The sequence below is a fragment of the Bacillus sp. UNCCL81 genome (assembly GCF_900112535.1).
GTDB lineage: Bacteria > Bacillota > Bacilli > Bacillales > Bacillaceae_G > Gottfriedia > Gottfriedia luciferensis_B.
Window position 1 is genome coordinate 33,888 of the sequence record NZ_FOMF01000016.1, and the last position, 26,347, is coordinate 60,234.

The following is a 26,347-nucleotide window of genomic DNA, read 5'->3' on the forward strand; positions in this document are numbered from 1 at the left end:
AAGGTATAAGCTTTTAGCTTATACCTTTTTGATTTGAAACCTGTTCTTTTAATAAATCACGTATTTCAATAAGTAGTGCTTCTTCTTTAGTAGGAACCACAGGTTTTGCTTCTTCTACTTCTTTCTTTCTAAATGAAAGTCTATTAATTAATCGAATAAAGAAAAATACTGAGATTGAGATGATTAGGAAGTCGACTACTGTTTGGATGAATGAGCCATATTTAATTTGAGTTTTATTGTATGTGTACATTAAACTTGAGAAATCTACACCTCCAGAGATCAATCCGATTAGAGGCATCATAATATCTCCAACTAAAGAAGATACGATCTTACCAAAAGCACCCCCAATAATTACCCCGACTGCTAAATCAAGTACATTCCCTTTAAGGGCAAACTTCTTAAATTCTTCAAACATTTTTATTTCCTCCTGTGTAATTATCGTATAAGTTTACATACAAATCTCAATTCTTTCAAGTTAAGAATTGGTCTTTTTTAAGCAAAAATATTTATATCGGCTATTAGATATGGTAAATATAATTAATGACAATTTTTAGGAGGAGTAAAGGTATGGGCACAGAATTGGCTACATTTGCTGGTGGATGTTTTTGGTGTATGGTAAAACCGTTTGATCAACAGGACGGAATTATAAAAGTTGTTTCAGGCTATACAGGTGGGGAAAAAGAAAACCCGACATATGAAGAAGTATGCACACATTTAACAGGTCATTATGAAGCTGTTCAAATTACATTTGATCCAGAAGTCTATCCGTATGAAAAATTATTGGACTTATTTTGGCAACAAATTGACCCAACAGATGTAGGTGGGCAATTTAATGATCGAGGTAGTTCGTATAAAACTGCAATTTTTTATCATAATGAAAGTCAAAAAGAGCAAGCTCTAGCTTCGAAAGATAAACTAGAGAAAAGTGGCGTTTTCAAGAAATCAATTGTGACTGAAATTTTACCTGCAAAACCATTTTATGAAGCAGAAGAATATCATCAGCATTATTATAAAAAGCACCCGGTTCGTTACCAACTTTACTTTAAAGGATCTGGTCGTCAAAAATTTTTAAAGGAACACTGGAAAACGGGCCAAGAGGAGCTTAAGCAAAGACTAACACCGATTCAGTATGCTGTTACTCAGGAAGATGCAACTGAACCACCATTTAGAAATGAGTTTTGGAATCATAAAGAAAAAGGAATTTATGTTGATATCGTATCAGGACTTCCTTTATTTAGTTCATTAGATAAATTTGATTCAGGCTGTGGATGGCCAAGTTTTACAAAGCCGATTCTAAAAGGTGAAATTGAGGAGAAGAAGGACTATAGTCATGGAATGTTGCGTATTGAAGTCAGAAGTTCTGAAGCTGACTCGCATCTAGGGCATGTATTTGATGATGGACCTGGACCTGAGGGCCTTCGCTACTGTATAAACTCTGCGGCATTAAGATTTGTTCCATATGAAAAAATGGATGAAGAGGGCTATGGTAATTATAAGAGTATCTTTCTTAAATAGACACTAAGGATATTTAACTAGGTACCATCAAAGTGAAATAATTAAAATTTTAACCGAGATGACTATTTGTCTCGGTTTTTTTGTTTTTTATTTAGAAGGGGGAGGTTTGTTACTATTGAACAAAATATTTTCAAAAAAGTTTTCTGAAAATATTTACAATTGTGAAATAAGTGTGTTACTATAAAAGTGTCACAAAGTTGTCACAAATTAGGTATTGCAATTCACAAAAAAGATGAAAACAGGAGGTTAATCATTATGAAGCGAACTGATTATGAAATCGTTGAAACATATACTCAATATTCTGGTATTGCCTTTTTTATTGGTCTTATTCTTTTTTTACTATATTTTACTGGAAGCGGTTTCTTACATACAGGCATAAGCTTAACGGTGAGCATAGTATTGATGGGCTCTTGTTCAACCTTATTTCTATTAGGTACTTTTTTGGGATTGATGTTCTCAGTTCCTTCAAAAGAACAAGTTTAAAAGTTAAAAAAAGAGTGGGTGTTCAAATGGCGATAAGTCAATTTGAACGCCCTTTTGTTTTGTATAACATATTTTATCGGATACGTATATAAAGTAATTTGAAACTTAAAATTCTTCCGATATGATTAAAATATGGAAGTTATGATGCACTAGGAGGTGCTGCTAAGGATGAATTTTTTTAAAAAGTTAAAAGGTATGGATCGTAATGTGTGGATTCGAGTAATCGGAGAAACGATTACGAGTAGTGCAATGATGATGCTTATGCCATTTTTTGCTCTATACCTAGAAGGAAAAGTTGATTCAATGCTAAAGGTAGGATTTATTATGTCGATTTCACCTATAGCATCATTATTTGGTTCGATGGCTGGTGGTAGACTCGCTGATTTATATGGTCGAAAACGTATGATGGTTTTTTCGACGCTTGGAACATCTCTTATTTTAGTATCCTTTGCTTTAGTAGAAGGCTATACAGCATTTTTAATTTTATCAATTTTACTAGGTATTAGTAACTCGTTCTTTAGTCCAGCAGCTTCTGCTATGGTAGCTGATGTTACTAAACCAGAGAAAAGAACTGAAGCATATGGATTATTAAGGGTTGGAAGTAATGTAGGTACCGTAATCGGTCCGTTATTAGGAAGTTCTGTTGTTTACTTTTCGAAAGACAGTTTATTTTATATTGCAGCAATCACTTTAGGGCTTTATAGTATTGCACAATTAATTCTATTAAAAGAAACACTTCCTGCAGAAAAGAATGTTAAAGAAAAGACTGAAGTAACGAAAATACCTTTTAAAAAGGTTATGAAAATCATTAGATCTGATAAATTATTAATTTTTTACGTAGCAACAGGTGTAATTATTTCAATGGGTTTCTCACAAATTGAGGGAATGTTACCACTTTATTTTAAACAAACCTTTCAATCTCAATTTGGTATGTGGAATCCTTACCCGTTTTTAATGTCGCTTAATGGATTGTTAGTTGTTCTTTTGCAATTTCCGATTTCAAGTTATTTATCGAATCGTTCAATTGGAAAAACGATGTTTTATGGAACCATCTTATTCGGCTTAGGTATTTTATCAATCGGCCTTGCACCTCCATTATTACTTACAGGTGGTGTAGGTAAGTGGATGATTCTATTTTTCTTAGCAATAATCTTCATATACTACACCTTTGGAGAAATGGTTATGTCACCAGTTCAAATGACATTTGTGGCCAACATTGCACCTGAAGAATTAAGAGCGACCTATATGGCGGTTGGTAGTATGAAATGGACGATTGGTGGATTTCTTGGGCCTTTATTAGGTGGATTTTTATTTGATTTAAAACTTGGAATATGGCTATTTATAATTCTTGGAACAGGAGTTGTGCTATCAGGAATAATGTATCGATCACTTGATGAAAAAGTAGCGATTAGAGATAATCAACAGGGTATAGCGCAATAGGTCGCAGGATGCTTGTTTCTTTGTTGCTTCGTCAATTGAGCAGTGCTTATTACACTTATCAAACTGCCCGAAAACGCTTGTAATCAATCTGAAATTCAAGTTTTTATATTCTTGTCTACAAACTAAGTATAGCTTAAGTAGAGCTATGCTTTTTTTAGTTGTAAAGAAATCACAAAACAGATATCATTGCATATGTTGTAAAGAAAAATAGGTTTCTACCCATAAAAGCTTATACACATTTGTATAAAGTGGTACAATAGGGAGAGCAAAAAATAGTAGGGGGAACATCATGAAGATTAAGTTAGGATTATTATATGGCGGTAAATCTGCAGAACACAAAGTATCATTACAAACAGCTTTTGCCGTTATTTCTGCTTTAGATCACACAAAATTTGATGTGTATCCAATTTATATAACAGAACAAGGCGAATGGTTACAAGGGAAACAAATTGAGGGGAAAGTAGAAAGTGTTGCAGCTTTAAAATTCTCAAATGAAGATCAACATGTAAATGAAATCGCTCCTGTCGCGTTAACTTCATCAATTATTCCTGCAGCTTCAAATCAAGATTCAACTGGCCCAGTTGACGTTATTTTCCCATTATTACATGGACCAAATGGTGAAGATGGAACAGTTCAAGGTTTACTTGAGCTATTAAATATTCCTTATGTAGGAAATGGTGTATTAGCTTCAGCGGCTGGTATGGATAAAGTGATTATGAAAAACTTATTTGCTCAAGCTGGAATTCCTCAAGCTAAATATGTACACTTCTTAAAAACAGAGTGGAAATCAAATGCAGAGTCTTGCTATGAAGCAGTCGAGAAAGAATTAGGCTATCCTGTATTTGTTAAACCTGCAAACTTAGGTTCAAGTGTTGGTATTACGAAAGCTAAGAATCGTGAAGCATTAATGGCTTCATTTGAAGAAGCATTCCAATTTGACCGTAAAATAATTATTGAAGAAAATATTGTTGGACGTGAAATTGAAATTGCTGTATTAGGTAACGATCAAGTTGAATGTTCTGTTGTTGGCGAAATCAAACCATCAGTAGAATTTTATGATTATACTGCAAAATATGAGAGTGGCGATACTGGTCTAATTATCCCAGCTCCTGTAGAAACTGAAACATATGAAAAAATTAAACATTATGCAGAAGTGGCGTTCAAAGCAATCGATGGATCAGGCTTAACTCGCGCTGATTTCTTCGTAACAGAAGATGGTGGCGTATTAATGAATGAAGTTAATACAATGCCTGGATTTACTCCGTTCAGTATGTATCCTCAATTATGGCAGGCTACTGGATTAACATATCCAAAATTAATTGAAAAATTAATCGATCTTGCAATTGAACGTTACGAACAAAAACAACAAATTAAATATAATATTTAACAATTGAAAACACTATTCATGGTTGAATAGTGTTTTCATGTGAATAGAAGAAAAATGCTATAGAAGAGGAGTCGGTGACAATGTCAATCGTACGTACTTTATCTCAAATCATTAACATGATCCCTGGTAGCGAATTAAAGGGTGAAGATTTAACAATCAACGGAGTTTCAACAGACTCTCGTGTAGATTTAAATGGAAAATTATTTATACCGCTAATTGGTGAAAAATTCGATGCACATCAATTTTTACCTCAAGCAATTGAAAATGGTGCTAGTGCAGTACTTTGTTCTAGAAAGTTTTCAAATGTACCAACAAATGCATCTGTCATCTTAGTTGATGATACATTAGAAGCCTTACAAAAACTGTCCAAATCATATTTAAGTGAGTGGAATGGAAAAATAGTTGGTATAACAGGAAGTAATGGGAAAACATCGACAAAAGATATTTTAACTAGCATTCTTTCAGCAAAATATAAAGTACATAAAACACAAGGGAACTTTAATAATCATATCGGACTTCCGTTAACAGTTTTAGCGATGGCAGAAGATACAGAGGTTGCTGTCTTAGAAATGGGTATGAGCAATTATGGAGAAATTGAATTTTTGTCTAATTTAGCTGAGCCTGACGCGGCAATCATTACAAACATCGGTGAGTCTCATATGCAGGAACTAGGCTCAAGGGCTGGGATCGCAAAGGCGAAGCTTGAGATTGCTAGCGGACTATCAAAAAATGGTTTACTTGTCATTAATGGCGATGAACCATTATTAATCGAAGGTACAAAAGACAAAAACTTAATCTATACGATCGAAACTTTTGGTTTAAGCGAAAGTAATGATGTATATCCAACATTTATTGAAATGAATGAATCTGGAAGTGAATTTGAAATAAATAAAGCGAAGGATTTCCGTTTCAAATTGGCCGTACTAGGCAAACATAATATTAGTAATACATTGGCAGCTATTGCAGTTGCGAGGAAGTTTTCATTAACATGGGATGAAATTAGTTCTGGAATGCAGAATTTAGAAATGACAAAAATGCGTATGGAACTATTAAAGAATGAAAATAATGGAATAACTGTTATTAATGATGCCTATAATGCAAGTGTTACATCAATGAAAGCGGCTCTTTTATTTGCTTCAGAACTAAAGGGTTATAATCGAAAATTTGTTGTATTCGGCGATATGTTAGAATTAGGTGATCAAGAAATTGCTTTTCATGAAGAAATTGGAGAAGAAGTTGTAAACCTTCATTTCGATTTTCTTTATACTTTTGGACCATTAAGTAAATTTGCAGCAACGTCAGCTTTTGAACAAATGGACTCTTCAAGAGTAAAAAGCTTCGAAGATAAAAATAAGTTAATTGAAGATTTATTACAACAAGTCCGACCAAATGACTTAGTATTAGTAAAAGCTTCTAGGGGAATGAAATTAGAAGAAGTTGTAAATGCGTTAGTAAATCAAGGGTAAGCATATAATAAGGAAGGGAAGGCAGGAGAAATAGGGATTAAAAAATTTCCTTATTCCATTCGTTCTGCTTCTGCTCTTCGCTTCTTGTATGTAAAAATATGCGAAGTGAAAACTTTTTACGCGTAATTTAACAAATGAAAACTGTTCGTAATATAAGGGATGAAGAAGGCTATAAACATGATTTTATAGTGAATTTAACTATAATATAAGGGCAAAATATAGTTTGGAAATCAAATTGTTAGAATATAACTTCATTTGCTTTTTAGATAGAATGTCCGTATAATGGGTAGATATTGTTTCCTTTTCATGATACTTCGGACTATTGTTTTCCACTAAAAACGAACCTTCCATATGAACAGTCACGAAACATATAATTTTTTTAAATTTTTATAGATCAATTGAGATACAAAGGAGATTAACCAAATTGACAACATTTCAAGAATTAGGATTAAGTAGTAAGATCCTGTTTGCGATTGAAAAATTAGGCTTCGAGGAAGCTACTCCAATTCAAGCGCAGACTATTCCATTAGCAAAACAAGGCCATGATGTAATTGGTCAAGCGCAAACTGGTACTGGTAAAACTGCCGCTTTTGGTATTCCATTACTAGAAAAAATTGATGTAGATAGTAACAATGTCCAAGGACTTGTTATCGCACCTACACGTGAGTTAGCTATTCAAGTTGGTGAAGAATTACACAAAATTGGTATGAATAAAGGTGTAAAAATCCTTCCAATATACGGTGGACAAGATATTAATCGTCAAATGCGTTCATTAAAAAAATTCCCACATATTATTGTTGGAACTCCAGGTCGTATTCAAGACCATATTAACCGCCGTACAATTCGCTTAAACAATGTAAACACAGTTGTTTTAGATGAAGCGGATGAAATGTTAAACATGGGATTCATTGAAGATATTGAAGCGATCTTAAAAGAAGTTCCAGAAAACAAACAAACACTTCTTTTCTCTGCTACAATGCCTGATCCAATTCGTCGCATTGCAGAAACTTTCATGACAAATCCACAAATCGTAAAAGTAAAAGCAAAAGAAGTTACAATGCCGAACATTGAACAACATTTTATTGAAGTTCAAGAAAAGAAAAAATTTGACGTTCTTACACGTTTATTAGATATTCAAACACCAGAATTAGCAATTATTTTCGGACGTACAAAACGTCGTGTTGATGAATTATCAGAAGCGTTAAACTTACGTGGTTATGCTGCAGAAGGTATTCATGGTGATTTATCACAAGCAAAACGTGAGCAAGTACTTCGTAAATTTAAAGCTGGTTCAATTGATGTTTTAGTTGCAACTGATGTAGCAGCTCGTGGATTAGATATTTCTGGCGTTACACATGTATACAACTTTGATATTCCTCAAGATCCTGAAAGCTACGTTCATCGTATTGGACGTACAGGACGTGCTGGGAAATCAGGTATAGCGATGTTATTTATTACTCCTCGTGAGTTTAATCAATTAAAAAATATCGAGCGTACAACTAAACGTCGTATGGAACGTATGACTGCACCTACATTAGACGAAGCAATTGAAAGTCAACAACGTATCATTGCAGAAAAATTAACTTCGACTATGGAAAGTGATAATTTAGCGTTCTACAAACGTATTGCAGAAGAATTACTTGAAGAGCATGATTCTGTAAGTGTTGTAGCTGCAGCTTTAAAAATGTTAACAAAAGAGCCTAATGAAACACCAGTTCGTTTAACTGATGAGCCACCAATGGTCAAACGTGACCGTGGCGGACGCGGAGGAAACGGTGGCGGCGGCGGTGGATACCGTCGTGGTGAAAATAGACGTGGCGGTGGAGATGGACGTCGTAGCGATAATCGTCGTGGAGATGGACGTCGTGGAGACCGTGACAACCGTGGAGGAAACTTCCGTGGCAAACGTAACGAAGGTTCTCGCGATAACAACCGTGGTGGACAACGCAAACCACAAGACAGCAGTAAATAAGATAATAGATAAGGTGCATGGATAATATTCCATGTACCTTTTTTATTGTCATTTAATATAAAAGCTGTGTGAATTTGGACAGATTCCATACACTAACTAAAAACGTATGAGAGTTGGAATAAAAATGTTAGTAAGACTTGGATATGTCGCAATGAGTATGAATTTACAAAACGCCTCACCATCAAAGACAATGACGGTTACTCAATTTTTAAAACAAAAGGATAAAGATGCGGCGATTCGTAAGCTAGAGCAAATTGCTAATACTAATATTAATAACTGTCTAAGACTACTAAAGCACAACAAAGCACATGATATATCTTTTTTTCGCCTGAGCAGTAAATTAATCCCTTTAGCAAATCATGAAGAAGTAGCAGACTGGAATTACATAAAGCCATTAAAGGAAAGTTTACTTGAATTAGGTAAATTTGCAATTACGAATGAAATGAGGATTGATTTTCATCCGGATCATTTCGTAATCTTAAATTCAACTGATGAAGACCTATTAAAAACATCGGTAAAAACCTTGAAAATGCATTATCAGCTTTTAAAAGCGATGAAGATTAATACAGAACAACGATGTGTACTCCATATTGGTGGAGGGTATGATGATAAGGAAAAATCACTGGAACAATTAATAGAGAATTTTAGCCTTGTTCCTGCGCAAATTCAAAAAATGCTAATGTTTGAAAATGATGATACTACATTTACGTTTGATGAAACTTTATTTGCTTGTGAAAAATTAGGAGTCCCACTTGTATTTGACTATCATCATCATCTAGTTAATCATACAAATGAAGATTGGGTAAAAAATTGGGGTTATGCAGTTGATACATGGAAAACTTCAAACTTGCCTATGAAAATGCATATATCAAGTCCTAGAGATGAGAAAGACATACGTGCTCATGCTGATTTTGTGGACCCTAACATGTTTATTACATTTTTAAATGAAATTTATGGCTCGGTTAAGCAAATTGATTGTATGATTGAAGCAAAGCAAAAAGATAATGCACTATTTCAATTAATGGATGATATGAAAGCTCATCCGTCTATTGAAATAATTAATGATTCAAGCTTTTATTTTAAACCGTAGTACTCGACAGTTAGGGTGTGGAATATGATCGTAGGTATTGGATTAGATTTAGTAGAAATTGAACGAATGAAAGAAATTATAAGCTCGCAGCCACGGTTTGCGAAAAGGATTTTAACAGAAGCAGAATATGAAATATACGACAACTTATCAGAACGAAGAAAACTTGAATTTTTATCAGGAAGATTCGCCGCAAAAGAAGCTTGTTCAAAAGCTTTTGGTACAGGAATTGGGAAAGAATTAGGGTTTCATGATATTGAAATCTTAAATGACGAAAAAGGTAAGCCTGTATTAACCGTTGATTTGCCATTTATACCGTTTTTATCAATTACGCATACTGAACATTATGCAGCTGCTCAAGTAGTCTTACAGCAAATATAATACCCTTTTAAACAGTCACTCTTTTGAGTGGCTTTTCTTTTTTTGTACTCGACGTAGTTGCTAAATTTTAAAGATTAATTAATATGTGTAACAACATTGTCTTCACATACAGCCTTCGCTAATCAGAGCGTTTTCTTTAAATTTTTTAAATTAGCTTGTCATGCTAGTCTGCATATTTTAGAGCTTGACCTCATATAGTTTCATGAGGATATGAGAAGCAAGGTTGCAACGTGCATGAATAAATCCAGATTATACTTCTAAGCTACTCGCGCACATTTATTCATAAGCCTTTGCATAAAATTCTCTTTTTTACAATTTAAGAGGAATAAAGGAGCTGGGGAGATGAAGAAAAAGCTTGTAGCGATGCTTTTGACAATCATGTTAGTACTATCATTGGCTGCATGTGGCAAGAAATCGAAAGATGATGTCGTAGGTTCACTTAGCAATCAGATGGAAAAAATGAATGGCTATAAGGCTGATGCAACATTAACGATTAATAATGGGAATGATCCTCAAAAGTATGAAGTAGTCATTTGGCATAAAAAGCCTTCCTACTACCGAGTACAATTAAAAAATGCTAAGAGTGATCAAAACCAAATTATTTTAAGAAACAAAGAGGGTGTGTTTGTTTTAACGCCAGCATTAAATAAAAGCTATCGCTTCCAAAGTGATTGGCCATCAAACAGCAGTCAGCCATATTTACCGGAATCATTAGTTAATGACTTAGTACAAGATAAGAATGCAACGTTTAAAACAACTAAACTAGGGTATGTGTTTGAAACAAAAACAAATTACACAAATAGACAATTGCTCCCAACACAAGAAATTACTTTTAATAAAAAAGGTCTGACACCAGAATCAGTAAAACTATTAGATACAGATAAAAATGTTGTGTTGGATGTTAAATTCGATAAAGTACAATACAATGCAAAGTTTGATAATGATGCTTTTGATGTGAAGAAAAATATGACAAGCGCTCGTTTAAGTGTACCTACATCTACAAATCCAAATAATGATCCTAATTTATTAGTTACACTTTACCCTAATTATTTAATGAAGGGTGTTGTGTTAGATGACCAACAAGAAGTAAAAACGAACAATGGTGTTCAGGTTATACTTTCATATAAAGGTGATAAAAAATCGTTTACTTTAATAGAGGAAAAAGCAAGAATTTCAGAGTCTGGAACAACGATGGAAATCACTGGTGAACCAGTAGATTTAGGTAAAACAGTAGGAGCTTTATCAGATAAGATGATTACATGGTCATACGGTGGAACAGATTTCACGATTGTTTCTAAAAACTTAACTCAAGGTGAGTTAATTCAAGTTGCCCAATCAGTCGGAGATACAGGCACAAAATAATATTTTTTTCAAACTTAAAAAGGGCGTGATGATGCTTTATCACGCCTTTTTAAATTTTAAATAAACTATAAATGAGTAGTATATTGGTTGACATTTATAGTAAAATAAGCAAATAATTTTACACATATAAAAAAGAGTAATGGGTAAATCGATAAGGAAGTGTAGATCATGACAGAAACATCATTTTATCGCGACACTTGGGTAGAAGTAGACTTAGATGCAATTGAGGAAAACATCAAAAATATTGTATCGCTTTACCCTAATCATCAAGAAATATATGTAGCTTTAAAAGCGAATGCATATGGACATGGTTACGTTGAAGTAGCGAAACAAGCATTGGAGTCTGGAGCAACAAGATTATTAGTTGCTTTTATTGATGAAGGGATTTTTCTGCGTAACGCGGGTATAGAGGCGCCGATATTAGTTTTAGGAGCTACTAGACCAGAGGATATTAACGTTGCCATCAAGAATAAATTAACTTTAACGGCATATAATGTTGATTGGTTAGAAGGTATTTCTAAAAATCTAAAAAGCACAGATCGTACAATGATTCATATTAAATTTGATACTGGGATGGGTAGATTAGGCCTAAAAACAAAATCTGAATGGGAGCAAGCTGCATCGATCTTACGAAAAAATCCATCAATTATACTGGAAGGTTTGTTTACACATTTCGCTACTGCAGATGAGCTAAATAGATCCTATTTTAAAGAGCAAGTCGACAAATTTTATGAATGTATAGAATGGGTTAAGAGCAGTGGATTCTCTCCAGAGCTAATTCATTGTGCTAATAGTGCAGCGGCTGCATTAGAAACAAATTTATTTAATACTGTACGTGTTGGTATTATCATGTATGGTTTAACTCCATCTTTAGAAATAAAACCAATGTTACCATTTACATTAAAACCAGCACTATCGCTTTATACGAAAATCTCTCATATTAAGCAATTACCAGCTAATAGTGGTGTAAGCTATGGTGCAACGTATTTTACTTCTGATTCTGAGTGGATTGCGACGTTACCAGTTGGGTATGCAGATGGCTGGCTTAGAGATATGCAAGGATTTTCTGTGTTGGTTGAAGGTGAAAAGGCAGAAATCGTTGGTAGAGTTTGTATGGATCAGTGTATGATCAAGCTTTCTAAACATTATCCTGTTGGTACAAAAGTAACTTTAATAGGAGAAAGTAAGGATGGAGCAGTAACGGCTGAGGAAGTCGCTACACATATGAATACAATCAACTATGAAGTAACTTGCCTTATAAATCATAGAGTACCAAGGGTATATAAAAAGGATGGAAATATTAAGTCCATAAGTAATTATCTAGTATCAGATAAATTGTAATTTGATGTATTAAAGTATGAAACACTGTTATTTGGTTAAGATAAACGAAGATATGTGTCTTTCCAATCACTGAAAATAATGGTATGATGTAGTATAGGGAGATATATGGGTAATAGTTGATTCTGGAGGTGCTGAAACTTGTCCGAACTAAATGCGACAACTGAAATAACAGTACGTTTACCAAAACATGTAGTAAGCGAACTAGATGGATTAGTAAAGCAAGAAAACGGTAATCGAAATGAGTATATTTATCAAGCGACTAAGATGTTTTTAAAAGATCGTAAAAGACGCCAAAGTCGCGAACAAATGCGACGTGGATACATGGAAATGGCTAAAATCAACTTATTAATATCTTCTGAGTCATTCTATGCTGAGTCTGAAGCGGATTCTAAAGTGGAGCGCTTAGTTAGCGGGGGGTAATCACTTGATAGTAAAACGTGGCGACGTATATTTTGCAGACCTTTCCCCTGTAGTTGGCTCAGAACAAGGTGGAGTTCGTCCGGTTCTCATAATACAAAATGATATCGGTAATCGTTTTAGTCCTACCGTTATAGTCGCTGCGATTACAGCACAAATCCAAAAAGCAAAGCTTCCAACACATGTTGAAATCGATGCTAAAAAATATGGATTTGAACGTGATTCGGTTATACTACTAGAACAAATTCGAACGATTGACAAACAACGATTAACCGATAAGATAACACATCTTGATGATGAGATGATGGATCAGGTTGACGAAGCGTTGCAAATCAGTTTAGGACTTGTTGATTTTTAAAGTTGCTTTTATAGCAGCTTTACCTACATAGATTATAATAAATTGTTTTGTAACCCTTTCGTCTTGAAAGGGTTATTTTAGGTCTGTTAAAATTGCCAAAAAATTGGAGGCGTTATTTTTGTCACAACAATTGATTAATAAAATTGCATCTGATTTATCGATTACTACAAAACAAGTAGCTACTGTAATTGAATTAAAGGAAGAAGGAAATACGATTCCCTTTATTGCCAGGTATCGAAAAGAAAAAACGGGTTCTCTAGATGAGGTGCAAATTCATTCCATTTTAGAAAAATATGAGTATGCTGTAAATCTTCAAACTAGAAAAGATGAAGTAATCCGTTTAATTGAGGAAAAAGGGAAACTGACTGAAGACTTACGTAAAAGTATTACATTAGCTACAAAGCTACAAGAAGTTGAAGATTTATACCGACCATATAAAGAAAAAAGAAGAACTCGCGCTACAGTTGCAAAAGATAAAGGGTTAGAACCTTTTGCAGAATGGTTATTTTCAATGCCAAATGAAGGTTCACTTGCGGATGAAGCGTTAAAATACATAAATGTTGAACTAGAAGTTAATACAGTTGATGAAGTTATTCAAGGTGGAAAAGATATTATTGCGGAATGGATTGCAGATGATGCTACTTATCGCAAGTGGATTCGTGAAGTCACTTTCAAAAAGGGAACGATTGATAGTACGGTAAAAGACTCCGAAAAAGACGAGAAAAAAGTATATGAAATGTATTACGAGTACTCTGAACCAATTTCAAAGATTGTTCCACATAGAATATTAGCCATGAATCGTGCTGAAAAAGAAGATATTTTAAAGGTTGCAATTCAATCTCCTTTTGATGAGATTATTTTATACTTAGAAAAAAGAGTTATTACAAAGGATACTTTTGTACGACCAATCTTAATGGAAGTCGTTGAAGATGCATATAAAAGATTAATTCAGCCTTCAATTGAAAGAGAGATTCGTAAAGAATTATCTGAAAAAGCTGATTCACACGCGATTAATATTTTCTCAGAAAACTTGCGTTCATTATTACTACAACCACCATTAAAAGGGAAAATCGTTCTAGGAGTAGACCCTGCATTTCGTACAGGTTGTAAACTAGCAGTAGTAGATGAGACGGGCAAAGTACTCAAAATAGATGTGATTTACCCTCATCCTTTCAGAGGAGAAAGGGAAGAGGTTCAAAGAAATAAACGAGAACAAGCAATTGCAAAAATTAAAGATATTCTTATCAAATATAAAATAGAAATGATCGCAATTGGAAATGGTACGGCTTCGAGAGAAACAGAGCTGTTTATATCTGGTATTTTAAAAGAAATGAAAAATAATACTTACTATGTAATCGTAAATGAAGCTGGCGCAAGTGTTTATTCAGCATCTGAGCTAGCAAGAGAAGAGTTCCCAGATTTCCAAGTTGAGGAACGAAGCGCTGTATCAATTGCTAGAAGACTACAAGATCCATTAGCAGAACTAGTTAAAATTGATCCGAAATCTGTTGGGGTAGGATTATATCAACACGATGTGTCTCAAAAGAGCTTAAATGAATCATTATCATTTGTCGTTGAAACTTCTGTTAACCAAGTTGGTGTAAATGTAAATACAGCATCAGTTTCATTACTTCAATACGTATCGGGCTTGTCTAAAACAGTAGCGAAAAATATTGTTAATTATCGTGATGAAAAAGGAAAAATTACAAACCGAAAAGAGCTTAAAACAATACCGAGATTAGGCGCTAAAACATATGAGCAATGTATTGGATTTTTACGTGTTCTTGAAGGAGATGAGCCATTAGACCGTACAAGTATTCACCCGGAGAGTTACATACAAGTAAAAAAATTATTAAAGCAATTAAATTTCTCAACGAGTCAAATTGGTTCAAATGAATTGAAAGAACAGTTAAAAACGATTAATTTAAAAGAAGTATCAGAGCAACTAGATATTGGTGAAATTACGTTAAAAGATATTTTTGCATCATTAATGCAACCTGAAAGAGATTTACGAGATGAATTAGCAGCACCAATCCTTCGCCAAGATGTTCTTCAAATTGAAGACCTAAAAATAGGGATGGAACTTGAAGGAACAGTAAGAAACGTAGTCGATTTTGGTGCGTTTGTTGATATTGGATTAAAGAACGATGGCCTTGTTCATATTTCTAGAATGAGTAGTAAATTTATTAAGCACCCACTTGATGTTGTATCGGTAGGTCAAGTAGTAAAAGTATGGATTGCTGAAGTAGACCAAAAGAAACAAAGAGTAGGTTTATCTATGCTACCAATTGAATCGAAAGAAATCGTCAAAGCTTAATTTTTTGATAATAAAACCAACATTGATTCAATAATTTAATTTGATAACGGTTTTTTTCATAAAATGCTTTTTGAATTTGAGTTTTAAGCCAACTAGGCATTACCATGATGAAAACCTCCAACTTAAAAATCTTCGCCCATCTTTTTTGAGGATGGGCGATGAAATAAATGAGTGAGGGGTAACCTTCCGATACATTGTATAAAAAGGATAACTGTATTGTTCATTTTGATAGTAAAAATTACGCCGTTGTAGAGAGATTTACTAAGAGCAGCCCATTTAGCATAAATCGTACTAATAAGATCTTTTGAAATTCTCATTTGTAAGTTTAATGTATGCGCATACCCAAGAATTTGTGAGTTGTTCAGTTAGAATAAAGAGAAAAAAAGGATGGAGATTCATAAATGGATAATGAGGAGATACAAAAACTGGTTGAAGAACTATCAATCACTTATTTCGATCGACCATTTCTCCACCAAGCTTCTTTTAATACTAGATTGAGGACAACTGGTGGTAGGTATTTATTAAAAACAAGCAATATCGAATTAAATAAGTTTTATTATGAAGAACACGGAATTGAAGAGTTAAAAGGGATCATATTACACGAGCTCTGTCATTATCATCTTCATATTATGAAGAAAGGCTATAAACACGAAGATAGAGATTTTAAAGAGCTATTAAAAAAGGTAGGTGCTCCTAGGTATTGCAAACCACTAAATTCAATAAAAAAAAGAACGCATTCATATAAGTATAAATATAGATGTTCAGGGTGTGGGCAAGCTTTCTTAAGAAAAAGAAAAGTGGACATAAACCGCTATGTATGTGGATTATGCAAAAGTCCATTAAAACTATATAAATAGTGTTGACATCTAATATGCATTTAGTTTATATTAATACTTGTCATCATGTTTCAGCACCTGATGAAAAGATTAGTATTTTTCCGCAGTAGCTCAGTGGTAGAGCACTCGGCTGTTAACCGAGTGGTCGTAGGTTCGAACCCTACCTGCGGAGCCATTATTATAGAGAAGTACCCAAGTGGCTCAAGGGGCGCCCCTGCTAAGGGTGTAGATCGTTTACGCGGTGCGAGGGTTCGAATCCCTTCTTCTCTGCCATATTTTTTTTTGGCCCGTTGGTCAAGCGGTTAAGACACCGCCCTTTCACGGCGGTAACACGGGTTCGAGTCCCGTACGGGTCACCATTTTATCCTGGAGGATTAGCTCAGCTGGGAGAGCACCTGCCTTACAAGCAGGGGGTCGGCGGTTCGAGCCCGTCATCCTCCACCATTAACTTCATATGGTCCCGTGGTGTAGCGGTTAACATGCCTGCCTGTCACGCAGGAGATCGCCGGTTCGATCCCGGTCGGGACCGCCACTAATTACTACAAATTGTAGTATTTTTTTCTTTATTTGGAGAAAATTAGTAAGAGTGGATGGTTGGAGTTGGATTGAATGTCGGATTGTTTTTTATCTTGAGGAGTAATTCGAGAGGTAGAAGCAATACAAATTCTACGGTGTGGGTTCATGTAGGATATTCGTATCTTTTATAAAGATGAGTGTCGAAATGTCGGATTGTTTTTATCTTGAGGAGATTATTCGAGAGGTAGAGGCATTACAACATAAAAAAAATCCTGCGGTGTGGGTTCATGTAGTTAATTCGAGGGAGTTAGTTCATGATGCTAAATCAATGGGCTATAGCCAAGCGGTAAGGCAACGGATTTTGATTCCGTCATGCCCTGGTTCGAATCCAGGTAGCCCAGCCATTTTGTTTTTTTGTAAGATAGAGTATATTTGTATTTTTTTAGGATGTCGGATTGTTTTTTATCTTGAGAGGTTGATTCAAGAGGTAAAAGCTCATGAAGATTACTCGTATTCTATAAAAAGATGTATACCGAAATGTCGGATTGTTTTTATCTTGAGGAGTAGATTCGAGGGGTTAAAACAATACAACATAAAAAAATCCTGCGGTGCAGGTTCATGTAGCATACTCGTGGAAGTAGAGCATGCAGTTAAATCAATGGGCTATAGCCAAGCGGTAAGGCAACGGATTTTGATTCCGTCATGCCCTGGTTCGAATCCAGGTAGCCCAGCCATTTTAGTTTTTTATAAATATGTTTAAGGTAAGGGGATTGGCTTTTATCTTAGACGCGATCGTGTAAACAGTAAGTTGGTTTAAAAATATATGGTTTTTAGTTATAATTGTAATATCTTATATTATGAAAGTGTAATTGCTCTCTGGGGCAAGAACGTCTTTTAGAAACAGGCTATATTTTATAAACTTTGTTATTACGAGCCATTAGCTCAGTAGGTAGAGCATCTGACTTTTAATCAGAGGGTCGAAGGTTCGAATCCTTCATGGCTCACTTTTGTTTATTCGCGGTCGTGGCGGAATGGCAGACGCGCTAGGTTGAGGGCCTAGTGGAGGTTTCTCCGTGGAGGTTCAAGTCCTCTCGGCCGCATCAAATTATATAATAAGTAATAAGGCTTCTACGTAATGTAGAGGCCTTTTTTGTGTTTAAAAATTGTTTGAATTTTATAGGTTAAGTTGAAGTAAGGTACTAAACTTTAGAAGTATTGGTAAACCGTTTCTTAAAATCATTGTTTGATTGGAATCTGGACTTTGTAGGTTTTAAAAATGAATATTAAAAATTTTTAAAATTTATTGTATTTTATGTTATTCTTGATTATAATACAAAGCATAACAAATAAAACAACTTTGAAAGAAAGGAGGTAATTAATGAAAGTAGCAGGGATGAATATTACATTCAAGCATTATCCTATCCAATATTTTTTTGATTGTATGGACCAATTAGGCATCAGTAGCATTGAATTATGGGCTGGTGAACCTCACCTCTATGTTTATAGAAACTTGCTTTGCAATTTGAGAGAGATAAAGAAAGAAATTAAGGCTAGAAGTATGGAAATAGTCTGCTATACTCCAGAACAATGCATTTATCCATACAACCTTGCTGCTTCAGATTCAAATTGGCGAAAAAAGAGTATTGATTATTTTATTGAAAATATTCACTCTGCGGTGGAGTTGGATACTGATAAGATGCTAATTACTTCAGGGATTGGCGATTTCTCCCTAACAAAAGAAGAATCATGGAAATATGTAAGTGAATCAATATATCAAATTACAAAGGTGGCAGAGCACGAGGGGATCACACTTGCACTAGAACCTTTAACAAGATTTGAATCTAATTTAATTATTAATACACAGGGATTAAAGAGAATGGTTGATGAAATAAAATTCCCTTCCTTAAAAGGGATGATTGATACCGTTGCTATGAACTTGGCGGGTGAAACACCAGATGATTTTTTCTTATTGCTTCCTGAGTTATGTCATTTCCATTTAATAGATGGTGATAGCAAGACAGATTCTCATCTTGCTTTAGATGATGGTAATTTACATTGGAGGGAATATGTGAAAAGCGTGCAAAAGCACCAATACGATGGGGCATTCACTCTTGAAATAATGGGGTCAACTTACTATCAAAATCCACTAGATGCTGTTAAAAAATCCTTAGTTAAACTAAATGAATTAGGAATTGTATAATCTAAAAATTTGGAGGAGCCTTTATGAGTAATACTACGCTTACAAGAAAGCTCGGATTTTGGTCGGCATTAGCAATTGCTGTTGGTACGACTGTAGGATCAGGTATCTTTGTCTCGTCTGGTGATGTAGCAAAAGCAGCGGGAACCCCTTCTATTTCTATTTTAGCTTGGATTATTGGTGGTATTATTGCTATTCCGCAAGTGATGGTTCTTGCTGAGTTGTCGACTGCTTATCCTGAAAATGGAAGCGGTTACGTCTATTTGAATAAAGCAGGCTGGAGACCTTTAGCCTTTTTATATGGATGGGCAACATTTTGGGCGCTTGATCCACCTTCAATTTCAATTATGGCTCTAGCAGTCGTTTCATACTTGGCAAGCTTTTTCCCGTTTTTCTCTGGAGTTGCTGGCAAGTTGTTAGGGGTTGCGATAATTTTAATAATTACTTCAATTCATTATCGAAGTGTAAAAGAGGGCGGGCTTTTTCAAGTAATTATTACCGCTGTGAAAATCATTCCGTTCATTATCGTTATTGTTCTAGGTTTAATGTATATGCACCCGGGGAACTTCTCCTATACGGCTCATGGAGAAGTGGTAAAAACAAGTCTAATCGGTGGTGTCTCTGCTACAACATGGGCTTATACCGGTATGGCCGCTATTTGTTTTATGGCAGGTGAATTTAAAAATCCCGGAAAAACGCTACCTCGTGCCTTGATTAGTTCTGTCTTTATTGTATTAATTTTGTATACTTTGCTTGCAGTCTGTGTAATTGGGTTAATGCCTTTTAGTAAATTGATGAGTTCTAGTGCAGCTGTTTCTGATGCGGTTAAGTATATACCAGGCCTATCTCATATTGCTTCTTCGTTTGTTGCGATTACTGCAATTATCGTTATTTTAGGCTCACTAAGTTCATGTATCATGTTTCAGCCTAGGTTAGAATACGCGATGGCGAAGGACGGGCTGTTTTTCCAGCGTTTTGGTCGTGTCCATCCAAAGTATGAAACTCCAAGTTTTTCAATTATTGTTCAAGTTACCTATGCATGTATTCTAGTTTTTGCAACTAATTTAACGACTTTACTAGGCTATTTTACATTAATTCAATTAGTGATTAATATTTTGGATTTTGTAGCAGTTTATAAATGCCGTAAGCGTGAGGACTATAACCCGATTTACAGGATGCCAATGTGGAGACTAACGACGATTTTAGCAATTCTTGGAGCTTCTTGGCTTGCTTGGGGTACGTTTACTTGGGCTCCATGGCAAGGGATGGTAGCAGCATTCATTGTCATCGCTACCGGACTACCTGTTTACTTTTACTGGGAAAAACGGTACGGTCCGAATAAGAAAAATGACGGTAATCTAGTAACAAAGAAGAATTCAATTATCTCAGGAAGCTAGTGAACTTTTGCTAGCTTCTTAATTTTTTGAAAAAGCAATTGCTTTATTTGTTATATTTAATTATAATACAAGGCATAACAAATATGTTTTAGGGGGATCTAACCATGTTAAAATTTGATGAAGCGTTATTTTTAAAACTTGTAGAAAAAGAAGGACTTGCATTTAGAAGTAAAATTGAGGATATCGTAGATTCAATCTGTCAAAAAGGTTACAGCAATCTTTTCCTGATTGGTGCTGGCGGAACGATTGCAATGATGTATCCTTATAAATATATTTTAGAATCAAACTCTACAATCAATGTACATGCCGAAATCGCAGCCGAGTTTATGGTCATGAACAATAAGCACTTTTCAAAGGATTCCGTATGTATTTTCACCTCAGTTTCAGGGACAACACAAGAAACTGTAGCGGCGGCAGAGTTTTGTAAAGAAAGAGGGGCTACTACAATTGCTTTAGTAGCGGAACCAAATACTCCATTAACGCAAGTAGTAGATTACTGTATTACAACCGGCTCGGAAAAACATTCGTTTGATACATTCTTTATGCTGTTGTACATCGTAGTATTTCGCTTCATGTATAATAACAATGAATTTCAGCAATATGAACAGTTCACAAAAGAAGTTTCCTTGTTGCCACAAGCTATTTTAGCTGCTGTAAAAGACTTTGATAATAAGGCTGAGGAATTTGCTATTAAACATAAGGATACAGATTATCATATGATGGTGGGTTCAGGTAACTTATGGGGTAACACTTATTCATATGCAATGTGCATTTTGGAGGAAATGCAATGGATTCACACAAAATCCATCCATGCAGCGGAGTTTTTCCATGGTACGCTTGAGCTAGTAGTTGAAGATACTAGTGTTATTTTACTGAAAGGTGAAGATGAAACAAGACCATTGATGGATCGAGTAGAAAGGTTTGCGGAAAAAATTACGAATCAATTAACTGTTATTGATACAAAGGACTTTGAATTGCTAGGTATTAGTGAGGAATTTAGAAAACACTTTTCTGTCAGTGTTAACTGGGCAGTTTTAAGTCGAATTAGTGTTTACCTTGAAAGGGAAAGAAATCACTCATTAGACCTAAGAAGATACTACCGTAAAGTAGAATATTAAAAAAATTAGTGGGCACTACATAGTAGTGCTCGTTTCTTAGATTAAAAAGAAGGTTGGGATTAGATGAGAATTGTTACAGTCGGCGATAACTGTATGGATGTCTATCTTGCAAACGAGAAAGTGTATCCTGGAGGAAATCCGGTAAATGTTGCTGTCTACTTAAAAGAGCTTGGGGCAGACTCTTCGTATATAGGTTGGGTTGGAAGTGATTCCTTTGGTGAACAAATGATTAAATCGATTCAAAGTAAGGGGGTCGATACATCATTTATTTCTAAAAAGATAGGAAAAACAGCAGTTACCCATGTAGAATTGGTTAATAATGACCGCCATTTTGGAGATTACGATGAAGGGGTAATGGCCCAGTTCACATTAACTGGTGAAGAACAGGAGTTTATTCAAACCCATCAACTTGTCCACGCTGGTATATGGGGACATGTTGAGGAGTATTATCCACTTTTTAAACAAAAAGGATTGCTTACTGCATTTGATTTTTCAGACCAGTTAGAGCACGATTTAGTAAAGACGCTACCTTGTTATGTGGACTATTCCTTTTTTTCTTATAAAAAGGATGATGAGTTTATCAGGGGATTTTTAAAGGATGTAAAAACACAAGGATCCAAGGTTGCCGTTGCCACGCTTGGAGAAAATGGATCTCTAGCTTTCGATGGGAAACATTTTTATCAATTTGGTGTATTGGAAGATAACGTTGTAGATACGATGGGAGCAGGAGATTCTTTCATAGCTGGATATATTTATGGTACTTTACAGGGCTTTTCGATCGAACAGTGTTTGGAATTGGGAACTAAAACGGCTGCAAAAACAATTGGCTATTTCGGTGCATGGTGACGATAACTAGTCGGCAGTGTATAATAATGTTGAAAAACATTGACGGATAGGATGAAAATTATGAACCTAAATTCTTCAACCCCACAACCTCTCTATATGCAGATTAGGCAAATGCTACAGAATGATATTCAACAAGGGAAATATAAACCAGATCAACAGATTCCCACAGAAGCTGAGCTTTGTGAAATGTATAATGTCAGTCGAATCACTATTCGAAAGGCCATTGAGGAATTAGTGAAGGATGGTACATTAACACGCATACCACGTAGGGGCACGTTTGTAGCTTCAAATAAGTTTAATAATGAACTGTTATCTGTAAGCGGATTCTCAGAGTTTAGTCACCAACTAGGAATGATTCCAAATTCCCGAATCCTTAGAAGTGAAGTCATCCCGGCATCAAAGGATGTTGCAGAACATCTTAAAGTTGAAGAGGGAAGTCGAGTACTTGAGCTTGAGCGACTTATGTATGTGAATGAACGTCCACTTTTTTATGATATTGCACATTATTCACTAACTCGTTTTCCTGATTTGGAAAAGAAAATTGCAACAGACGAATCTACATATAAAGTACTCTCAAAGGACTATAATACAGAAATCCTAAGCAACGATAAAATTATCGACGTAATAGGAGCGACAAAAGTATATGCCAATTACCTTGAATGCGATATAGGAGCCAATCTTTTTAAAATCCTAAAAATTGCCTACGATTCAAATGAGGAACCTGTCCACCTTTCAACGTTTATGTGTGAAACAAGTAAAGTAACCTTAACCGTTCATCGTACAAAATAGAGTTAACTCTATTTTATATGAATTACATATTTTAATAAAAAAACTCACTTTTGATTTTATTCAAAAGTGAGTTTTTTTATTAATAATTTGCAGGATTTACCTGGATAGCTTTAAAGTTTTGATTATTATCTGAGTAATGCCACCATTCTTTAGAATAGCCTACAAAACCTACTTGTCTCATTGCCTTATCCATAATATGATAACTCTTTTCCTGTACACTGCTTCGTTTATAGCTTCGAGATGCTCGTGAAGAAAAATCATCGAAATTAGATTGCATTTGTACTTCTTTTCCATCTAAAGTACATAGTGTTATATCCACCGTTGCACCAAGTTGGTGTCCACGGATATTTTTAGGATCAGGTTTAGCTACATAATCCGAATTAGGATATGCGTTCCAAAGTGTTTGTTGTGCAGATAAAGGTCGGTAAGCATCCCATACTTTAATTATATATCCTTGTTTTTTAAGTATTGCGTTTGCTTTTGCTAATTTTTTTGCTGTACTTGTCCTAAGTATTGCTTGACTAAAATTATAAATACGTTTGCCAGTGAAGTTATTAGTTGTGTTATATTTCAAATCAACAATAATACTTTTATCTAATGATTTAACGTTATTGAACTCCGCTATCACATATTTTCCATTTATAAATCCTATTGTCTTTTTAAACTTAATTTTATACCATCCATTGGAGTGTTTATTAATAACCGTTAAAAGTTGGCCTTTTTTAACTGAACCGATCAACTTATATGATGTACTAGGCCCACCACGGACATTCAATTTATTTGCAGTTACAGTATAAACTTTATTTGCTGCATAGGTAGATGTTGGATTTGTAAAGAAACTTATCGATAGAAATGAAAGAGTGGAAAAAAATACAAATATCTTCTTAATAATTCTCATATTTCACCTTCTTTGATTTTTTAATAATCTGTTAACTATAACCATTATTCTACAGAATGGCTCACATCACCTTTCATTTTGAAACTATAAAGATAAAATAAAAAACATTACTATTAAGTAATGTTTTTTATTTACAATATAGGAGATAAGAGGCGTGAGATTGCTTCTTTTAACCTGATTAAGACTGATCGCTCTTGATATTTTTCAATTGTAAGCTCACTACTATGATGACTATCAAGTAAAAAAAAGTTTTGTAGTTCAGAAGCTTTTTCTTCTGAATAGGTAATCGCATTAATTTCAAAATTTAACTTAAAACTACGTGTATCAATATTCGTAGTTCCTACTGAAGCTATTTCGTGATCAACAACGATGGTTTTAGCATGTAAAAACCCATTCTCGTAAAGTAAGATTTTTGCACCATACGATAAAAGTTCTCCAGCGTATGATAGAGAAGCCCAATACACGAATGGGTGATCAGGTTTACTTGGGATCATTATTCTTACATCGATACCGGATAAAATTGCGATTTTACACGCATCCATAATACTTGTATCTGGAATAAAATAAGGTGTTTGAATATAAACACATTTTTTGGCAGACATAATTAACTTAACGTACATGTTTTTTAAATGTTCTGTTTCTGAATTTGGCCCACTAGCAACAATTTGGATAGGGGTACTTCCAATATTTTTTTCATTATTAAATGAGAATTCTTCTATATTATGTACAGGTTGATTAGTAGCTTGTTGCCAATCTAAAATAAATCTACCTTGAATTTGGTTTACTGATTCTCCCATTATACGAAAATGAGTGTCTCTCCAATAACCAAATTTCTGATCAATTCCAAGATATTCATTTCCAATATTGAACCCACCTATATAAGCAATTTTTCCATCTATAATACATAGTTTTCTGTGATTCCTATTATTTAACCGGAAATTGATGAGTCTTAAAAATGAAGGGAAGAAAGCTCTCACTTCGCCACCATGTTTAACAAGTTCTTTGAAAAAAGAAGGGGTAATTCTTTTGGAACCAATGTCATCATACAGGACTCGTACTTTCACACCTTCTTCTGCTTTTTTCGAAAGTTCATCTCTAAGTTTCTTTCCTAACGAATCACGCTGGATAATATAGTACTGGATATTAATTTCTCTTTGGGCAAGTTGTATATCTTTAAATAGTGAATTAAATTTTTCGTGTCCATCTCGAAATGTTTGGATCTCGTTATCTGTCGTTAATAAAGCATTAGCTGACTTTAAATTCATCATAATTAAATGTGAATGCTTGGATAGTAGCTCATCTTGAAGAAAACTTTGATCATTATGAATTTTATTAGCCTGGTCTGTAACCGCCAATTGTAGATAAGTTCTTTCTTTAGTCGATAGATGGTAGAAATTCTTTTGTTTTAGCTGCCTACCTAAAAATAGATATAGTAAAAATCCTACTATAGGTATAAAAAGTAAGATCATTAGCCACGCCCATGTGGCAACAACATCTCTTTTTTCTATAAATACTAGTACTCCTGCTAGAAGTATATTGATGATAAGGAGGATTGTAAGAAAATTATTAATATCCATTTTTCACACTTCCTATTAGTCAAATTTCCTTATATTAGTTTAATATCTTTTTTAATGCTCATTAATAATATTTTTTATATAAAAGAACAAAGTATTCGAAAACACTTCATAGTAACTCCAAAATACAGTAATATTATTTATCCCGTTAAAATATCAAAAAATGAAACATAGAACTTTTTTATAAGAAAAAGGAGCTGCGCTACTTTTATCGGGTCTTGTCCTTAAATTGTACTATAGTAAGTCGGATATTGTTGAGTCGTACTTTGTCAGAAACGTTAAATATGTACTGTTTAAAGCTACATTATTAACTTAAAAAGCACTTAAACCAAGTTAAATCAAATAAGTAATAAACTTATGATTTTTTTTATTTGAAAAGTGTTGACATTAAATGTTCGATGCTTTAATATAGTTTAAGTCACGTCAGACAAGTTAACGAAGTCAACGAAAGCTTATCGTAGTAAGCTTTTAAAGTTTAAAAAAACTTTTAAAAAAGTGTTGACATAAACAGTTAGATGTTATAAACTGTAAAAGTCGCTAACGAAGACGACACACTTTATAATATGCGCCCGTAGCTCAATTGGATAGAGCGTTTGACTACGGATCAAAAGGTTATGGGTTCGAGTCCTTTCGGGCGCGCCATATTACGG

23 protein-coding genes and 10 tRNA genes are annotated in these 26,347 nt (G+C 34.5%); 29 read left to right on the plus strand and 4 right to left on the minus strand.

The features are described from left to right. Positions 1 to 13: 13 nt before the first annotated feature. Positions 14 to 415, minus strand: a complete 402-nt coding sequence (mscL, locus tag BM319_RS22385) for a large conductance mechanosensitive channel protein MscL (protein ID WP_069033908.1) — start codon at positions 413 to 415, stop codon at positions 14 to 16. Positions 416 to 567: 152 nt separating this feature from the next. On the opposite strand from mscL, the gene msrA reads away from it, so the two are divergent. The 13 genes from msrA to BM319_RS22450 all read left to right on the plus strand — a co-directional run bounded on the left by msrA (position 568) and on the right by BM319_RS22450 (position 15,526). After that, positions 568 to 1,515 carry a peptide-methionine (S)-S-oxide reductase MsrA gene (gene msrA, locus BM319_RS22390; RefSeq protein WP_254664597.1) on the plus strand — a complete coding sequence of 316 codons (948 nt, stop codon included), beginning with the start codon at positions 568 to 570 and terminating at the stop codon, positions 1,513 to 1,515. 255 nt (positions 1,516 to 1,770) lie between these two features. Next, positions 1,771 to 1,998, plus strand: a complete 228-nt coding sequence (locus BM319_RS22395) for a hypothetical protein (RefSeq protein ID WP_069033906.1) — start codon at positions 1,771 to 1,773, stop codon at positions 1,996 to 1,998. A gap of 168 nt (positions 1,999 to 2,166) precedes the next feature. After that, the gene (locus tag BM319_RS22400; protein WP_069033905.1) at positions 2,167 to 3,438 is read left to right on the plus strand and encodes an MDR family MFS transporter; all 1,272 of its coding nucleotides are present in this window, start codon (positions 2,167 to 2,169) and stop codon (positions 3,436 to 3,438) included. Positions 3,439 to 3,724: 286 nt separating this feature from the next. Then, positions 3,725 to 4,825: a D-alanine--D-alanine ligase gene (locus BM319_RS22405; RefSeq protein WP_069033904.1), complete on the plus strand. Its 1,101-nt coding sequence runs from the start codon at positions 3,725 to 3,727 to the stop codon at positions 4,823 to 4,825. A gap of 80 nt (positions 4,826 to 4,905) precedes the next feature. After that, entirely contained in the window at positions 4,906 to 6,291 is a 1,386-nt protein-coding gene (locus BM319_RS22410; RefSeq protein WP_091024764.1) for a UDP-N-acetylmuramoyl-tripeptide--D-alanyl-D-alanine ligase, read from the plus strand. A gap of 424 nt (positions 6,292 to 6,715) precedes the next feature. Further along, positions 6,716 to 8,263: a degradosome RNA helicase CshA gene (gene cshA, locus BM319_RS22415; protein WP_091024766.1), complete on the plus strand. Its 1,548-nt coding sequence runs from the start codon at positions 6,716 to 6,718 to the stop codon at positions 8,261 to 8,263. Between the two features lie 124 nt (positions 8,264 to 8,387). Further along, entirely contained in the window at positions 8,388 to 9,353 is a 966-nt protein-coding gene (uvsE, locus tag BM319_RS22420) for a UV DNA damage repair endonuclease UvsE (RefSeq protein WP_091024768.1), read from the plus strand. A 24-nt stretch (positions 9,354 to 9,377) separates the two neighbouring features. Next, positions 9,378 to 9,731, plus strand: coding sequence for a holo-ACP synthase (gene acpS / locus BM319_RS22425; protein WP_091024770.1), 354 nt, complete (start codon positions 9,378 to 9,380; stop codon positions 9,729 to 9,731). A gap of 342 nt (positions 9,732 to 10,073) precedes the next feature. Next, complete coding sequence (locus BM319_RS22430) at positions 10,074 to 11,093, plus strand: LolA family protein (RefSeq protein WP_091024772.1); 1,020 nt, start codon at positions 10,074 to 10,076, stop codon at positions 11,091 to 11,093. 168 nt (positions 11,094 to 11,261) lie between these two features. Next, positions 11,262 to 12,434 (plus strand): alanine racemase, encoded by a 1,173-nt coding sequence (gene alr, locus BM319_RS22435; protein ID WP_091024774.1) that lies wholly within the window; start codon positions 11,262 to 11,264, stop codon positions 12,432 to 12,434. A gap of 138 nt (positions 12,435 to 12,572) precedes the next feature. Then, positions 12,573 to 12,854 carry a CopG family ribbon-helix-helix protein gene (locus tag BM319_RS22440; RefSeq protein WP_069033898.1) on the plus strand — a complete coding sequence of 94 codons (282 nt, stop codon included), beginning with the start codon at positions 12,573 to 12,575 and terminating at the stop codon, positions 12,852 to 12,854. Positions 12,855 to 12,858: 4 nt separating this feature from the next. Next, the gene (ndoA, locus tag BM319_RS22445; protein WP_056476047.1) at positions 12,859 to 13,209 is read left to right on the plus strand and encodes a type II toxin-antitoxin system endoribonuclease NdoA; all 351 of its coding nucleotides are present in this window, start codon (positions 12,859 to 12,861) and stop codon (positions 13,207 to 13,209) included. 118 nt (positions 13,210 to 13,327) lie between these two features. Beyond that, positions 13,328 to 15,526, plus strand: coding sequence for a Tex family protein (locus tag BM319_RS22450; RefSeq protein ID WP_286143883.1), 2,199 nt, complete (start codon positions 13,328 to 13,330; stop codon positions 15,524 to 15,526). Here the strand turns inward: BM319_RS22450 and cmpA are convergent. Further along, positions 15,516 to 15,626: a cortex morphogenetic protein CmpA gene (gene cmpA / locus BM319_RS22455; protein ID WP_088044329.1), complete on the minus strand. Its 111-nt coding sequence runs from the start codon at positions 15,624 to 15,626 to the stop codon at positions 15,516 to 15,518. The two genes, BM319_RS22450 and cmpA, sit on opposite strands and share 11 nt — an antisense overlap. A 301-nt stretch (positions 15,627 to 15,927) precedes the next feature. Here cmpA and BM319_RS22460 point away from each other — a divergent pair, with 301 nt between their 5' ends. The 15 genes from BM319_RS22460 to BM319_RS22530 all read left to right on the plus strand — a co-directional run bounded on the left by BM319_RS22460 (position 15,928) and on the right by BM319_RS22530 (position 23,225). After that, on the plus strand, positions 15,928 to 16,383 hold the full coding sequence (locus BM319_RS22460) for a SprT family protein (RefSeq protein WP_069033896.1): 456 nt from the start codon (positions 15,928 to 15,930) through the stop codon (positions 16,381 to 16,383). A gap of 79 nt (positions 16,384 to 16,462) precedes the next feature. After that, positions 16,463 to 16,537 (plus strand) — tRNA-Asn (locus BM319_RS22465). 7 nt (positions 16,538 to 16,544) lie between these two features. Then, positions 16,545 to 16,635 (plus strand) — tRNA-Ser (locus BM319_RS22470). Between the two features lie 11 nt (positions 16,636 to 16,646). Further along, positions 16,647 to 16,721 (plus strand) — tRNA-Glu (locus BM319_RS22475). Positions 16,722 to 16,730: 9 nt separating this feature from the next. Next, positions 16,731 to 16,806, plus strand: a tRNA-Val gene (locus BM319_RS22480). Between the two features lie 12 nt (positions 16,807 to 16,818). Continuing rightward, positions 16,819 to 16,894: transfer RNA gene (locus tag BM319_RS22485), tRNA-Asp, on the plus strand. Positions 16,895 to 17,207: 313 nt separating this feature from the next. Next, positions 17,208 to 17,282: transfer RNA gene (locus BM319_RS22490), tRNA-Gln, on the plus strand. Positions 17,283 to 17,537: 255 nt separating this feature from the next. Continuing rightward, positions 17,538 to 17,612: transfer RNA gene (locus BM319_RS22495), tRNA-Gln, on the plus strand. 197 nt (positions 17,613 to 17,809) lie between these two features. Then, positions 17,810 to 17,882: transfer RNA gene (locus tag BM319_RS22500), tRNA-Lys, on the plus strand. Between the two features lie 13 nt (positions 17,883 to 17,895). After that, positions 17,896 to 17,978, plus strand: a tRNA-Leu gene (locus BM319_RS22505). Between the two features lie 278 nt (positions 17,979 to 18,256). After that, positions 18,257 to 19,078, plus strand: coding sequence for a TIM barrel protein (locus BM319_RS22510; RefSeq protein WP_091024779.1), 822 nt, complete (start codon positions 18,257 to 18,259; stop codon positions 19,076 to 19,078). Between the two features lie 23 nt (positions 19,079 to 19,101). Further along, complete coding sequence (locus tag BM319_RS22515) at positions 19,102 to 20,472, plus strand: amino acid permease (protein WP_091024782.1); 1,371 nt, start codon at positions 19,102 to 19,104, stop codon at positions 20,470 to 20,472. 104 nt (positions 20,473 to 20,576) lie between these two features. Then, on the plus strand, positions 20,577 to 21,590 hold the full coding sequence (locus BM319_RS22520; protein WP_069033893.1) for an SIS domain-containing protein: 1,014 nt from the start codon (positions 20,577 to 20,579) through the stop codon (positions 21,588 to 21,590). 63 nt (positions 21,591 to 21,653) lie between these two features. Next, positions 21,654 to 22,436, plus strand: a complete 783-nt coding sequence (gene frlD, locus BM319_RS22525; protein ID WP_069033892.1) for a fructoselysine 6-kinase — start codon at positions 21,654 to 21,656, stop codon at positions 22,434 to 22,436. A gap of 60 nt (positions 22,437 to 22,496) precedes the next feature. After that, complete coding sequence (locus tag BM319_RS22530) at positions 22,497 to 23,225, plus strand: GntR family transcriptional regulator (protein WP_069033891.1); 729 nt, start codon at positions 22,497 to 22,499, stop codon at positions 23,223 to 23,225. Positions 23,226 to 23,304: 79 nt separating this feature from the next. Here the strand turns inward: BM319_RS22530 and BM319_RS22535 are convergent, their stop codons facing one another. Both BM319_RS22535 and cls read right to left on the minus strand, forming a co-directional pair. Next, positions 23,305 to 24,123, minus strand: coding sequence for a M15 family metallopeptidase (locus tag BM319_RS22535; RefSeq protein ID WP_084006896.1), 819 nt, complete (start codon positions 24,121 to 24,123; stop codon positions 23,305 to 23,307). Positions 24,124 to 24,254: 131 nt separating this feature from the next. Then, the gene (cls, locus tag BM319_RS22540; protein ID WP_069033890.1) at positions 24,255 to 25,700 is read right to left on the minus strand and encodes a cardiolipin synthase; all 1,446 of its coding nucleotides are present in this window, start codon (positions 25,698 to 25,700) and stop codon (positions 24,255 to 24,257) included. A 562-nt stretch (positions 25,701 to 26,262) separates the two neighbouring features. On the opposite strand from cls, the gene BM319_RS22545 reads away from it, so the two are divergent. Continuing rightward, a tRNA-Arg gene (locus BM319_RS22545) sits at positions 26,263 to 26,339 on the plus strand. Positions 26,340 to 26,347 lie beyond the last annotated feature (8 nt).